This is a genomic window from Steroidobacter sp. (assembly GCF_036402275.1).
Taxonomy (GTDB): Bacteria; Pseudomonadota; Gammaproteobacteria; order Steroidobacterales; family Steroidobacteraceae; genus Steroidobacter.
Map to the genome: position 1 here is coordinate 191,902 of NZ_DASWTF010000033.1, position 14,230 is coordinate 206,131.

11 protein-coding genes are annotated in these 14,230 nt (G+C 61.7%); 6 read left to right on the top strand and 5 right to left on the bottom strand.

Annotated features, from left to right (window positions below):
* Nucleotides 1-6: 6 nt before the first annotated feature.
* From VGD45_RS16365 to groES, 5 genes are all read right to left on the bottom strand, one after another.
* Complete coding sequence (locus VGD45_RS16365; protein ID WP_331156401.1) at nt 7-3,678, bottom strand: ATP-binding protein; 3,672 nt, start codon at nt 3,676-3,678, stop codon at nt 7-9.
* A complete protein-coding gene (locus VGD45_RS16370; RefSeq protein WP_331156402.1) occupies nt 3,668-4,345 on the bottom strand; it encodes a DUF4194 domain-containing protein in 678 nt (225 codons plus the stop codon). Before VGD45_RS16370 ends, VGD45_RS16365 begins: the two co-directional genes overlap by 11 nt.
* A 5-nt stretch (nt 4,346-4,350) precedes the next feature.
* Nucleotides 4,351-5,820: a Wadjet anti-phage system protein JetA family protein gene (locus tag VGD45_RS16375; RefSeq protein WP_331156403.1), complete on the bottom strand. Its 1,470-nt coding sequence runs from the start codon at nt 5,818-5,820 to the stop codon at nt 4,351-4,353.
* A gap of 139 nt (nt 5,821-5,959) precedes the next feature.
* Nucleotides 5,960-7,603, bottom strand: a complete 1,644-nt coding sequence (gene groL / locus VGD45_RS16380) for a chaperonin GroEL (RefSeq protein ID WP_331156404.1) — start codon at nt 7,601-7,603, stop codon at nt 5,960-5,962.
* Nucleotides 7,604-7,649: 46 nt separating this feature from the next.
* The gene (gene groES / locus VGD45_RS16385; RefSeq protein ID WP_116808371.1) at nt 7,650-7,940 is read right to left on the bottom strand and encodes a co-chaperone GroES; all 291 of its coding nucleotides are present in this window, start codon (nt 7,938-7,940) and stop codon (nt 7,650-7,652) included.
* Between the two features lie 265 nt (nt 7,941-8,205).
* Here groES and cutA point away from each other — a divergent pair, with 265 nt between their 5' ends.
* From cutA to accC, 6 genes are all read left to right on the top strand, one after another.
* Entirely contained in the window at nt 8,206-8,529 is a 324-nt protein-coding gene (gene cutA, locus VGD45_RS16390; RefSeq protein WP_331156405.1) for a divalent-cation tolerance protein CutA, read from the top strand.
* A complete protein-coding gene (dsbD, locus tag VGD45_RS16395) occupies nt 8,526-10,850 on the top strand; it encodes a protein-disulfide reductase DsbD (protein WP_331156406.1) in 2,325 nt (774 codons plus the stop codon). Before cutA ends, dsbD begins: the two co-directional genes overlap by 4 nt.
* A gap of 72 nt (nt 10,851-10,922) precedes the next feature.
* A complete protein-coding gene (locus VGD45_RS16400) occupies nt 10,923-11,585 on the top strand; it encodes a TlpA disulfide reductase family protein (RefSeq protein ID WP_331156407.1) in 663 nt (220 codons plus the stop codon).
* A gap of 251 nt (nt 11,586-11,836) precedes the next feature.
* The gene (gene aroQ, locus VGD45_RS16405) at nt 11,837-12,286 is read left to right on the top strand and encodes a type II 3-dehydroquinate dehydratase (RefSeq protein ID WP_331156408.1); all 450 of its coding nucleotides are present in this window, start codon (nt 11,837-11,839) and stop codon (nt 12,284-12,286) included.
* Between the two features lie 61 nt (nt 12,287-12,347).
* Nucleotides 12,348-12,809 carry an acetyl-CoA carboxylase biotin carboxyl carrier protein gene (accB, locus tag VGD45_RS16410; protein ID WP_331156409.1) on the top strand — a complete coding sequence of 154 codons (462 nt, stop codon included), beginning with the start codon at nt 12,348-12,350 and terminating at the stop codon, nt 12,807-12,809.
* 58 nt (nt 12,810-12,867) lie between these two features.
* On the top strand, nt 12,868-14,211 hold the full coding sequence (accC, locus tag VGD45_RS16415; RefSeq protein ID WP_331156410.1) for an acetyl-CoA carboxylase biotin carboxylase subunit: 1,344 nt from the start codon (nt 12,868-12,870) through the stop codon (nt 14,209-14,211).
* Nucleotides 14,212-14,230: the final 19 nt, after the last annotated feature.

Below are 14,230 nucleotides of genomic sequence, written 5' to 3' on the forward strand. Positions count from 1 at the left end.
GCATCCTCAGCGACGCCGGCCCGCAACCTTGGTACGGGCGGACTCCTGTTCGGTCACGTCATCCATGAAATCGAGCTCCGCCTGCTGCCGCACGGTGCGGCGGTGTTGCGCCCACAGGTCGCGGATGCGGTCCTGGTTACATTCCTTGCGGTCCACCAGCACACGTGTGTTGAGCTGACCGCGCGGAGCGCTTGGCACCTTGGCGAACACGAATTCGTTGCTGATCAGGTCCATGAACGGGCCGCACTTGCTGGTGGGCATGATGAAGATCAGCTGCAAGCCCAACGAGCGGGTCAGATAATCGATCACCTCGCGCGAGCGTGTTTCGTCCATTTTGGAGAACGCTTCGTCGACCAGCACCATGCGCAGGTGATTGACGCCCTCGCCATAGCGCAAAGCCGAAGTGATGCTGGCTGAGCGCACGATATAAGCGGGCGTTTCGAGCTGGCCGCCGCTGCCAGTGCCGTATTCCGACAAAGCGATTGGCGGCTTGCCGGCGACTTCCTTGTAGATTTCGTAGCGATGGTAGTTGCGATAGTCAGCAATTCGCTCCAGCTCTCGTTGCGATTGCTGCTCGTCCTCGCCGAGCAGTAAATCCATCAGTGCATCGCGGACCGCTGCGGATTTCGGCGACAGTTGGGCTTCGAACAACGTCGTGCCCTCACCCATCGCAGGACTGCGCACGACCTCTTCGAGGAAGCGCCAATATTCCTTGAACTCCGGCACCCACTCGGCGGCGAAACGAAACTGCTCGCGATCCGAGCCGAAGCGATGGTTCACCAGCTCCTTGTTGAGCCCATCGAGCTGGCGCTGGCCCTCGACGATAGCCTGATAGATTTCCTGGCAGAGATGCGCGACAAAGGCATCGTTGAAACTCTGCTTCAAGCGTCGCAACTCGTCGTGCTTCTCCACCAGCACGTTGTTCTTGAGGATGTTGTAGATGCGGTCCAGCTCGCGCCGCAGCTCGCAGATGCCTTTGAACAAGGCGGCGTCGAACACGCCGTTGAATGCCGTATACACCACGGCATCGGACGGCCGGCACTTCTGATTGTGCTGCAGGATGACCGTGCTCATCGCGCGCTCGCTGCTGGCGAGACGACTGTCGATGTGTTCCCGCTCCTTGGCGGCGCGTTCCGCATCGAAGGAAGCGGCCTCTGCATCGGCGAATTGGAAGCGAGCTTCCACAGAGAATTCCGGCCAGACCGCATGCACCGCTTGCAACGCGTGCTCGGCGTCGAGCATCCCTTCCTGAGCATTATCCTTTCGCTCGGCCAGGCTTTCGATCTTGCCGCCGAGCTGTTCGATTTTGACCTGTAGCCTGCCGCTCTCAGTACGCAATTCGCCAAGCTTGCTCAGCGCCTTCTGCTCTTCGTCCTTGAGCTGTCGCAACTGTATATCCAGCGACTCATACTCACTCACATCCAGCTGCGAGATCAGCAACTCGGCGGCGCGAATCTCACGATGCACGGACAGCACCGTGCCGATGGAATCCGCATAGGTGGAAGCTTGCAGCTTGTCGACCGTTTCGAGCAGTCGTGCGGTTTCCTGCATACGTTCGTTCGCTTCGTTGCGAGCAATCAGCAGCTCGTTCAACTCGGCTCGTCGGGCACGAAGGGCACGCTCGCGCGCGGCCGCGCCAAACACGAGGTCCGCATCGGAAATATCACAACGGAACATCGAGTAGTTGCCCGACCCCATCCCGTCCGCGGTCACGCCGCGAGCGGTCTGTCGCAACTCCTCGGCCGACTCAACGCGCTCCACTCCACCATAACTCGCAGTCAGGAAGGCCTGGGCAACGGCGTGCGTGAATTTCAAAACGTGCACGATCGAGTTGGCCGCCGGCTTGATGCGAGCGGCATCCCGCAGCGCCTTGGCGCCCTGAATGATGCGCGCACGATTGTCCCGACCCGGGAACGACCGCACCAGGCGAATCGCATCGGCTTCGTATTCGCTATCGACGATGATGTTGAAACGCGCGCCGCCCAAGTAACCTTCGACCGCCATCTGCCAACGCGGATCGGTGACTTCGATGTGATCGCAAAGCACTCGCGGGTCGGCTTTGGGAAGTTGCGAACGAATGGCGGCGAGCACCCGCTCGACATACGCCGGATACACCGCCTGCTTCGCTTCGAGCCGCTCGACGTCGGCTTGCTTCTGCGAACATTGCGCGGAGATTTGATCGTACTTCTGGCGTCGACCGTGGTGCGCCTCGCCCAATTGATCGCGGCGACTCGTCGCACCGGCGACGCTGCGTTTCCAATGATCGACCAGCTCGTTGTGTGCACGCTGAGCGACACGCGCGTCGTCGAGATGCTTTTCCAGCATCGCAATGTCGCCGGTGTGATCCCGCTGCAGCAGCCTTGTCAGTTCGATGTCGCCCACCTTGTCGCTGGCGCAGGCATGCTCCGCCAGCTGGCGCGCGTGCATGTCCGTCAGTCGAGGTAATTCCGCGATGAGCGAAGGAGACGCCAGTAACCCGCTCAGCTGGCGAGCGCTGCGTAAGTTTTCTTGCAGCTGCTGGTCCTGAATCAGCAGGTCCCGAGCCAGCGTCGCAAACTCCTGGTTCAAAGCCGACGCGCGCTTTTCCAATTCGTCCTTACGCCGAAGCGGCTCGACGTTGTGGCGCTGCGCTTCGAGCAGCACCACCGCCTCATGCGCCTGAGTTCGGCGCTGTTCGGTGAGCGCCAGTTCCGTGGCATTCGAGGCGAGCTGACGTTCCAATCCATCGCGATCCTGCCGCGCCCGCAAATACTGCGCTTGAACGTCGAGGAATTCCGCTTTCGCTTGCACATAGCTCGCGGTCTGCCGTTCCGCCCATGCCTCGATGAAAGACTGCGCGTGATTGCCGGCGGCTTCGAGCAACTGCGCGCTGTCTTTGTACGACTGCGCCTCGCGCTCCATGGCATGAATGGTCTTGAGCTGCCCGGACACGGAGCGGATGGCCTCACCGAGATCCTTACGCTCCAGCACTTCTTCAGCGACGAATGCATTGATGCCGCTGATCGGCTTGTAGGCCATGAAGCGGGAGAATGCCTTGGCCGCCGTCATGGCCTCGCGCTCGGTGACCGAATCGCGCTTGCCGCGCAACGCGGCGTACAAACGACGCAGATAGGTGCGTTTCTGGTCGTAACGTTCGACCACGCCCTTGCGATAGCGTTTGATCAACGATTCCTGGATCTCATCACGCAGCACCACGTGTCTGGCATCGCCACGCTGCTTGATGAAATCGTCCAGCGCCAACTCGATGCCGGGCAGCACGAAGAACAGCGTCGGTTCTTCGCGCGCGGTGGGTTGCTTTCCGGATTGATCGAGCCAGGCGCGCATGGCGACGACTGCGGTGAAAGGCTCCGCCGTTTCGCCTTGAGTCGGATGAAACACGGCCGCAAGGTAACCGTCAGTGGCTTCGGTGCGTGCGTAACTGCCGTCATCGCAACCGAGCACATAAGACGCCAGCGTACGAACTCGCTTGCCGCCACGACCGCGTTGGGTGGTCTCTTCCTGCCCCGGGTTGTAATGAAACAAGTTCTCGTGGGCGGCGGTCATGACCGTCTGAATGGCGTCGGCCGCGGTGGTTTTGCCGGAGCCGTTGCCGCCCGAGAACAGGCTGATGGGACCGAAATCGAATTCGCCGTTGGGAATATTTCCCCAGTTGACCAGCACCAGCCGCTTAAGAAACACGCTCGGCCTCCTCGGGCTCGGCGCCGCTCTTGGGAGTCGTCAGGGCGTCGATGGCGTCGTTGCTGACGAAGTCGACGATCATGGGGTGCACGCGAATCCATGCCTCGGCCTGTTCGAGGTCGTCGTCCTCTCGGTATTCGATCAGCTTCAACTGACGCAGCCGTTTGAACACCGCGCGGCGTTCGGTGGTTTTTTCCGGCAGGCTGCGACCCAGCCAGTTTTTCATCGCCAGCCCAATCGCCTCCAGCGGTTCGGTGGCAAAGCCGCGATCGTCGAGCTTGCCCTCGCGCACGGCCTTGTCGTACTGAGCACGCAGCACCAGGATCAGCGCGATTTCATGCTGGGACAGGCGAGCGCGCAGGCTGCCGCCGAACGCCTGTTCTTCCGCGTGATCCATGCCGGGCCGACGGCTGCCGGGCGGATACAACCGCACATATTCGAACTTCCGCTCGTGATGCAGTTCGATGCCGTAAAGGTCGAGCACCTCGATCACGATCGGTTCGATGCGCCGAAACCGATCATAAAGTTCTCGAGCCGTCTGGGATTCATCCCGCACCAGCACGCCGTAGTTGAGCAAACGAATCAGCAGCTCCTGTAGCTGCTCGTAAGTGACCGCGGCCGACTCGAGACGACCCTCCAGATACTGTTGCAAACTGCCCTCGGGCATCGCGTCTACCTCGCCACCGATGGCGCGTCGGCCACCACACGAATCACGAACTCGTCCATGCCGTCGAAATAGTCATTGCGGGTTCGTTGACCCGTTTCGCGCACATCGAAGCGATAGCCATAGCTCGCCGCGCTGGCACTGCCCAGCTCGATGGCATGCGCCGAGTACAACAGCTGTCGCGCATCCGCGATCGGCAACGTGGTCGTGCGCAGTTCGTGACCGCCGGCAAGTGCATCGACCACGTAGTCGTAGAGCTGCTTGTTGTTCACGGCGAATGCGCGTTCCAGCGCCTGCTCGACGAACAATCGGCGGCGCGCCTCCGGGTTGTCCTCCACTTCAATGGGTACGACCGTGTTCACCACGCGTTTGCGCTCTAGGTTGTAGAGCCGCAGGTGATCGGGATCGACGAAACCAACCTCCAGCACCGCCATGTGCTCGGCGGCGCGCGCCAAACATTGGTCTTGCTCGGAGGGCGCTAGCTTCGACAGCTCACCAAACGCGTCGAGGAGTGCGTGTTGACTGGCTTCGGAGAAGCTCATCTGCCGCAGCAGGATATCGGCGCGCCGCGTGAACCCGTGCAGCGCGTTGCGCAGCGCCGGTAACATCGTGTCGGCAGCGCTATGTAAGCGGTTCTCGATTTGCTCCAGGACGTGCCAATACACGGACCGCGCGCTGTCCTGAACCAGTTCGGGCGCCACGCGTCGTAACTCACGCTCGACTTCGGCTTTCGTTTCGCGCCGCTGAGCGCGGGCGCTGCGAAGTAACCCATCGAGCTCGTCTCGATACTTCACCACGCTGTCTTCGGAGAAACGCACCGCGAGGTCGGGCATGAAGCGCTTCTCCATGAAGTCGAAGAACTCCTCGCTCGCCCGCTGCACCAACTGCTGAGCTTCGACCTCACGCACCAGCTCGCGTTTGCGCTCGTCGAGCTCCGCGATCACATCGGAGAAGTCGGCGACGATACGCTCGGAATGCTCGTAAGCATCGAGCAGGTCATAGACCTCTTTCTTTTCCAGGAAGGATCGCAACGCACTGCAAGTGTTTCGGGTGTTGCGGTGGCGGGTGCGAAAGCGGCCGCTTTCGAGCTCATGCATGGGTTGCGTGAACAACCGCCCGATCCGCGAGAAGGCATAGGTGCTGGTGAGCGTGGCCTCGTCGACATGACGCTCGATCCAGCCGTGTTCGAGCAGCAGGTTCAACATCCAGTTGGCTTGCTCACGCTCGCCGCGCGGCGCGGGCGACCATCCGTCGTCGGACTCGTCGAACACCGGCGTACGCACGATCGTCTCCTGAAAGACCTCGATCACCAGGTCTCGCTGCACGACCCGGCTGTAATCCGCCAGCGAGCTGTACAAACGCGCGTAAAGGGCTCGCAGGCAGGCGAGCACCTGCTCGCGATATTTGCCGGTCAAGGGACGGAAGAAGTGCAGCCTGTCGTCAGCGAAGAACTGCAGCCGATACTCCCCGGAATTCATGGGGCCGAAGTGTCGCACATGATCGGATCAAGCAAAAAGAAAAGCCCCGCCGAAGCGGGGCCTTTCGAATCAAACAGGTGAGAACCTGTAAGCGCCGGCGTCGCAGGCGGCGCGAGCCACCTGCGACTGACGAAACAACTTACATGTCCATGCCACCCATGCCGCCCATGCCGCCCGGAGCGCCGTGAGCGTGATCGGCCTCTTCCTTCGGGGCTTCGGCGATCATCACTTCGGTCGTCAGCAGCAGGCCGGCCACGGAGGCGGCGTTCTGCAGAGCCAGACGCGTCACCTTGGTCGGATCCAGGATGCCCAGCTCCAGCATGTCGCCGTAGTCGCCGGAAGCGGCGTTGTAGCCGAACGTGCCCTTGCCTTCCTTCACCTTCGCCAGCACCACAGCGGCGTCTTCACCCGCGTTGGTGACGATCTGACGCAGCGGCTCTTCGATCGAGCGCGCCAGGATGCGGATGCCGAAGGCCTGATCTTCGTTCTTGCCTTCCAGCTTCTCGACAGCCTTCTGCGCACGGATCAGCGCCACGCCGCCGCCCGGAACCACGCCTTCTTCAACGGCCGCGCGGGTCGCATGCAGCGCGTCTTCGACGCGAGCCTTCTTTTCCTTCATTTCGATCTCGGTGGCAGCGCCGACCTTGATCACGGCAACGCCGCCGGACAGCTTGGCAACGCGCTCCTGCAGCTTCTCCTTGTCGTAGTCCGAAGTGGCTTCTTCGATCTGACGACGGATCTGCTCGACGCGAGCCTTGATGTCGCTGTTCTTGCCCTTGCCGTCGATGATGGTGCTGTTTTCCTTCTCGACCACGATCTTCTTGGCTTCGCCGAGGTCGTTCAGGGTCGCCTTCTCGAGCGACAGACCGACTTCGTCGGAGATCACGGTGCCACCGGTCAGCACGGCGATGTCCTGGAGCATGGCCTTGCGGCGATCGCCGAAGCCCGGAGCCTTCACAGCGGCGACCTTCACGATGCCGCGGATGGTGTTGACGACCAGCGTCGCCAGTGCCTCGCCTTCCACGTCTTCAGCGACGATCAGCAGCGGACGGCCGGCCTTCGCGATGCCTTCCAGCAGCGGCAGCATTTCGCGGACGTTGGAGATCTTCTTTTCGTACAGCAGGATGTACGGGTTGTCGAGCTCGGCGGTCTGGTTCTGCTGGTTGTTGATGAAGTAAGGCGACAGGTAGCCGCGGTCGAACTGCATGCCTTCGACGACATCCAGCTCGTTCTGCAGGCCCGAGCCTTCTTCGACGGTGATCACGCCTTCTTTACCGACCTTTTCCATCGCGTCGGCAATGGTCTTGCCGATCGACTCGTCGGAGTTCGCGGAGATCGTGCCGACCTGCGCGATGGCCTTCTGATCTTTGCAGGGCTTGGAGAGCTTCTTCAGCTCTTCGACAGCAGCGGCGACGCCAGCGTCGATACCGCGCTTGAGGTCCATCGGGTTGGCGCCGGCGGCGACGGCCTTCAGGCCTTCGCGCACGATCGCCTGGGCGAGCACGGTGGCGGTGGTGGTGCCGTCGCCAGCCTCGTCAGAGGTGTTGGAAGCGACTTCCTTCACCATCTGCGCGCCCATGTTCTCGAACTTGTCCTTGAGCTCGATTTCCTTCGCGACCGACACGCCGTCCTTGGTGACGGTGGGTGCGCCGAAGCTCTTCTCGAGCACCGCGTTGCGGCCCTTGGGACCCAGCGTCGCCTTGACGGCGTTCGCCAGGATGTTCACGCCCTTGAGCATGCGGGCGCGAGCGTCGTCGCTAAAACGTACTTCTTTAGCTGCCATGTGAGTTCAACCTCTATGCGAATTCTTTGGTGGGAAGAGCGATCGATTACTTCTCGATCACGGCCATGACGTCTTCTTCACGCATGACCAGCAGCTCCTCGCCGTCGACCTTCACTTCGGTGCCGCTGTACTTGCCGAACAGAATGTTGTCGCCGACCTTCACGTCCAGGGCGCGCACTTCGCCGTTCTCGAGGATCTTGCCCTTGCCGACGGCAACGACCTTGCCCTTGATCGGCTTCTCGGTGGCCGAGTCCGGAATCACGATGCCACCGGGGGAGGTACGCTCCTCTTCCAGGCGCTTGATGATCACGCGGTCGTGCAGGGGACGAATCTTCAGTTTGTCAGCCATAGCTCAAACCTCGGCAAAGCTAGTTTGCGAATGGATTGATGTGGAAAGAGACAGTTATTCGAAATGTGGGCCGGGGTGCGGACCACGCTGCAGGCGTTAGCACTCACCCCATGCGGGTGCTAATAATAGGCAGCGAAGGGGATATTTCAAGTCGAATTTGGCCCCCTGTTCGTTGCCATGCGGAGCTGCTAGCGCGCTGACAACGAGGGCCGCGAAGGCTATGCTGCGGGCCGCGTCGAGTGAGGCTAAGTCCATGACCGAGCAAGTGATTATCGCCCTGTCCACCTGTCCGGACGAAGCCGTCGCGCGGCGTATCGCCGAAGCCTTGGTGAGCGAGCGATTGGCAACCTGCGTGAATCGGGTGACTGGCGTCGCTTCGACTTACTTCTGGGACGGCCGTCTCCAGGACGATGCCGAGATTCTGTTAATCATAAAGACCACGGCGGCGCGCCTGGCAGGGCTGGAAGCCCGGCTCACGGCCCTGCACCCTTATGAATTGCCGGAGCTGGTGGTCCTGCCCGTCGCGGGCGGGAACGAACGCTATCTGCAATGGGTCCGAACCGGCGTATCCGGATGAAAGCCAACCAATTGAGCAGCAACTTGAACAGTCACTTGAACACTGGCGGGCACCGATCAGGGTCGATGGCGTGGCTCACGGCGGCGGCACTGGCATGGCTGGCATCCTTCCAGCTCGCATGGGCCGCGGACGACTTCCTGCCTCCCCAGCAGGCCTACCGCTATACCGTCAAAGCCGAGGGCGATCAGGTCGTCGTCAGCTGGAAAATCGCTCCCGGCTACTACCTCTACAAGAAGAAGATGGGCGTGGCTTCGACCATGGCGACGGTGCAAACCGCCGAGCCGGCGTGGCCCAAGGGCGAGGAGCACACCGACGAATACTTCGGCACGCAGGAGATCTATCGGGGCAACATCGACGTCCCCGTTGCGTTCACGGTCCACAGCGGCGAGCGCCCGAAGCAGCTGGCCCTCGAATTGAAGCTGCAGGGCTGCGCGGACGCCGGCCTGTGCTATCCCCCGCAGCGCTGGAAGACGGAAGTCGATCTGTCGGCTCCGGCGAGCGGCGGCGGTGGATTGAGCTCGTTGTTCAAGTCGAAGTCCGGTCCGCTCGGCGCGGCCAAGCAGAAGGACGAATTCCTGCCACCGGACGAAGCCTTTCGTTTCGGCCCCGGCATGGAGCAGCCCGATTCGGTCGCGCTGACCTGGATCATCGCCGAGGACTACTACCTCTATAAGGACCGCATTCAAGTCACGACCAGCACGCCGGGCGTGACGCTCGGCAAGCTGCAGTTGCCCAAGGGCAAGCCCAAGCACGACGAGTATTTCGGCGACACCGAGGTCTATTACGAGGTCCTCGAAGCGTCGCTACCCATCGCACGCCCGGCCGGCGCCGGCACGCTGGATTTGAATGTCACCTATCAGGGCTGCGCCGAGGGCGGGCTTTGTTACAACCCCATCTCCAAGAAAGTGTCGCTGGAGCTGCCGCCGACCGATCGGGCGACGACGTTGCCGGCGGATGCGCAGTCGGAAGGCTCCGGCGGCACGACTTCCGCATCTTCGTCGAAACCGCCGGTGGCCGAGCAGGATAAGTTGGCCTCCCTGATTCGCGACGGCAATCTGTTTGCTGTGCTCGCCACGTTCTTCGGTCTGGGTGTGTTGCTGTCGCTCACGCCCTGCGTGCTGCCGATGATTCCTATTCTTTCCGGCATCATCGTGGGTCAGGGCGGCACGGTGACTCCGGCGCGCGGTTTCTCGCTTGCCTTTACTTACGTGCAAGGCATGGCCCTCACCTACGCTGCCGCGGGCGCAGCCTTCGTGCTTGCATTCAAACAAGCGCCGCAGGCTTTTTTCCAGCAGCCATGGATCATCGGGCTGATGACGCTGTTGTTCGTCGTGCTCGCGTTGGCGATGTTCGGCGCCTTCACGTTGCAGCTCCCGAGCGCGCTGCAGACCCGGCTCACGGATGTCAGCAATCAACAGAAGTCCGGCACGTTTGTCGGCACCTTCATCATGGGCGCGCTGTCCGCGCTCGTGGTCACGGCTTGCGTCGCTCCGGCCATCATCGCGGCATTGTCTGTAATTAGTCAGACGGGCCAGATCGCTCGTGGCGCCGGTGCGTTGTACGCGACGGGGTTGGGCATGGGCGTACCGCTGTTGATCGTCGGCGCATCGGCCGGCTCACTGCTGCCAAAAGTCGGGCCGTGGATGGACACGGTGAAGTCGCTGTTCGGCGTGCTGTTCCTCGCTGTCGCGGTTTATCTGGTATCGCCGCTGCTGCCGGATGGCGCAGTGATGATCTTGTGGTCGCTGCTTGCCGTGCTGTCGGGCTTCTGGGTGTTCTCGCTCAAGGCGCGCGATGGGGCGCCGGTAGCAGCACCGCTCCGCGCGACGGGGTTGGTCGCGGTGGTTTACGGCGTGCTGCTGCTGATTGGCGCGGCGTCGGGAAGCAAGGATCCGCTGCAACCATTGGATCGCTTGAGCGCCGGCGGCAGCGGCGCGGGCACGCAGGAACACGCGCTCGTGTTTCAGCGGATCAAAACGGTTGCCGACCTGGAAAATGCCGTCGCCGCCGCCAGGGCCGCCGGTCGACCGGTGATGCTGGATTTCTATGCCGACTGGTGCGTGTCGTGTAAAGAGATGGAAAAGTTCACGTTCCCCGACCCCGGCGTGCAAAGTGTGCTCGCCAACGCGGTGCTGCTGCAGGCGGATGTGACGGCCAACGATGACGCCGACAAAGCGTTAATGAATCGCTTCGAAATCTACGGGCCGCCGACCATCGCCTTCTACGGCGCCGACGGCGTCGAACGCAAAGACTTCCGGCTGGTAGGATTCGTGGAGGCCGAGCGCTTCCGCGAGCACGTTCAAGCTGCCTTCGGCAGCTGAACGCCGGTTTCTTGCTTGCGCCGACCGAGGTCCGCGGCAATCATGAGCCGCGCTTAGTTGAGACAGCTTCATATGAAACCCATCGGTTATATCGTCGTCGCGGTCATCGCGGCGGCCGCGGGCTTTGGCATTTATCAGTTCGGAATCGCGCCACGCGCGACCACCGAGAGCGCGCCCACTCAAGCTGAAGCGCCGGCTGCGCCAGCTGCAGAGCAAGCCACCGAGGACGCGCTCCCCGAGACACTGCCCGACTTCACGCTCGCCAATCTCGAAGGCCAGCCGCAATCCATCCGCAGTTGGCAAGGCAAGTCGATGATCGTGAATTTCTGGGCCACCTGGTGCGCGCCCTGCCGTCGCGAGATTCCGCTGCTGAACAAGATTCAGTCGGAACATGGCGCGGAGGGCTTTCAGGTAGTCGGCGTTGCCGTGGACTTCCGGGAAGACGTGCTGAAGTACGCCAAGGAGATCGGCATCCAATATCCGTTGCTGATCGGCGAGCAGGACGGCATGGATGCCGTGACCAAGTTCGGCCGCGGCTCTCTCGGTTTTCCCTTCACGGTTTTCACCGATAACCAGCAGCGCCTGGTGCTTTTCCACCTCGGCGAGATCCATCCGCCGCAGGCCGAAGTGATGCTGGCGGCCGTTCGCAAGGTCAACAGTGGCGAACTGACGCCGATTCAGGCTCGCACCGTTGCAGCCAAGCAACTCGCGGAATTGCCGCACGCGCAAGAGTAAAGCTGGCCGACACTCGGATATCGGCTATGATGCCGCCCCCTGTTTTCCTGGGCGGGGCGGCCAAACCTCCGGTTTGCGCCCATCGCAGCCCATTCGCGGCGCTCCAGCCGCTGTTGCGTATTTACCTACGAAGTGCGCGGCAAAGGCCGTCGACGTGGCCTGACTGTGGCGCAAATCATCGCCAAATTGCTTCCAATCTGGTTAAACTCGCCGCCATCTTCGGTAAAGTGAATCGACGGTGACCCGGCCCCATGGCGCATTTGCTGCTTCTCAACGGACCCAACCTGAACCTGCTCGGCACTCGCGAGCCGGGCACCTATGGATCCGTGACACTGGAGCAGATCGTGTCGCGGGCGAGTCAGCTGGCCGCCGAATCGGGCCATCATCTGTCAGCCTTCCAGAGCAATGCCGAGGCCGAGCTGATCAGAAACATTCACGAGGCCCCGGCCTCGCATGTGGCCTGCATCATCTTCAATCCCGCGGCGTTCACGCATACCAGCGTGGCGCTGCGCGATGCGTTGCTGGGCGTGAAGATTCCTTTCATCGAAGTGCATCTGAGCAATGTGTATGCGCGGGAGCCGTTCCGCCATCACTCCTACTTCTCCGATATCGCCATCGGCACGATCTCGGGACTGGGCGCTTTCGGGTACGAGCTGGCGCTACGCGCGGCGGCGAATTACCTGACCCTTCCCCGTAAGTAGCACTGGCGTTTCTTTCCGCACTCTTTCCGCGCTTCCGCAGGAAAAGAACAAGAGGATCCGTATGGATATTCGCAAGGTCAAAAAACTCATCGAGCTGCTCGAAGAATCCGGCATCGCCGAGATCGAGATCAGTGAGGGCGAGGAGTCGGTGCGCATCAGCCGCTATCCGCAAGGTCAGGCCGCGGCGCCGGTCGTGCATTACGCCGCTCCGCCGGCAGCAGCCCCGATCGCGGCGCCAGCCGCCGCTGCTGCTCCTGTAGCCGCTGTCGCTCCCGCCGCGAGCAAGGCCGATCACACCGTGACGGCGCCGATGGTTGGAACGTTCTATTCCGCGGCCTCTCCCGGCGCGAAGCCCTTCGTCGACATCGGCAGCGAAGTCAACGTCGGCGACACTCTCTGCATCATCGAAGCCATGAAGATGATGAACCAGATCGAGTCCGACAAGGCCGGCCGCGTCACCGCGGTGCTGGTGAAGAACGGCGACCCCGTCGAGTTCGGTCAGCCGCTGTTCATCATCGAATAACTTCCATTCGCGTGCCGGCGCGCTTCGCGCGCGGCACTCGCGGTAACAAAGAATCAACATGCTGGAAAAAGTAGTCATCGCCAATCGCGGCGAGATCGCGCTAAGGATTTTGCGCGCCTGCCGAGAGCTGGGCATCAAAACCGTCGCCGTGCATTCCACGGCCGATTTCAATCAAAAGCACGTGCTGCTCGCGGATGAATCGGTGTGCATCGGCCCACCGGCCTCCAAAGAGAGCTATCTGAACATGCCGGCGATCATCAGCGCCGCGGAAGTGACCGACTCGGTCGCGATCCATCCCGGCTACGGCTTCCTGTCCGAGAACGCGGACTTCGCCGAGCGCGTGGAAAAAAGCGGTTTCATTTTCATCGGTCCCAAGCCCGAAACCATTCGCATGATGGGCGATAAAGTGTCGGCCATCCGTGTGATGAAAGCAGCCGGCGTGCCTTGCGTGCCCGGCTCCGGCGGTCCTCTCGGCAACGATCCGGATGAAAATTTCCGGATCGCGAACGAGCTCGGTTATCCGGTCATCATCAAAGCTTCCGGTGGCGGGGGTGGCCGCGGCATGCGCGTCGTGCACAGCGACGCGACATTGGTCAACGCGATCAACGTGACGCAGGCGGAAGCGTTGGCCGCGTTCGGCAACGCCGAGGTCTACATGGAGAAGTTCCTCGAAAAGCCGCGCCATATCGAGATCCAGGTGCTCGCCGACAACTACGGCAACGTGGTTCATCTCGGCGAGCGCGACTGCTCGCTGCAACGTCGCCACCAGAAAGTCATCGAAGAAGCGCCCGCGCCCGGCATCACGCCCAAACAGCGCAAGGCCATCGGCGATCGCTGCGTGGCCGCCTGTCGCGAAGTCGGTTATCGAGGCGCCGGCACGCTGGAGTTCCTGTATCAGGACGGCGAGTTCTATTTCATCGAAATGAACACGCGCGTGCAGGTGGAGCATCCGGTCACCGAACAGATCACCGGCATCGACATCGTGAAAGCACAGCTGCGCGTCGCTTCCGGCGAGCGCCTGCAGTGGACGCAGAACGATATCCAGATCCGCGGCCACGCCATCGAGTGCCGCATCAACGCCGAAGATCCGAAGGGCTTCATTCCTTCGCCGGGTCCGGTGAAGCTGTTCCATGCGCCGGGCGGTCCGGGCATCCGCGTCGACAGCCACTTGTACAGTGGCTATACGGTGCCGCCTTACTACGATTCGATGATCGGCAAAGTCATCGCGTACGGCGAGGATCGCGACACCGCTATCGCGCGCATGAAGAACGCGCTGTCGGAGATGGTGATCGAAGGCATCAAGACCAACATCCCGCTGCACCAGGAAATCTTCAATCACGCGGCCTTCAAGGCTGGTGGTCTGGACATCCACTACCTCGAGCGGCGTCTCGGAATCAAATAACCGGGATCAAATAATCGAA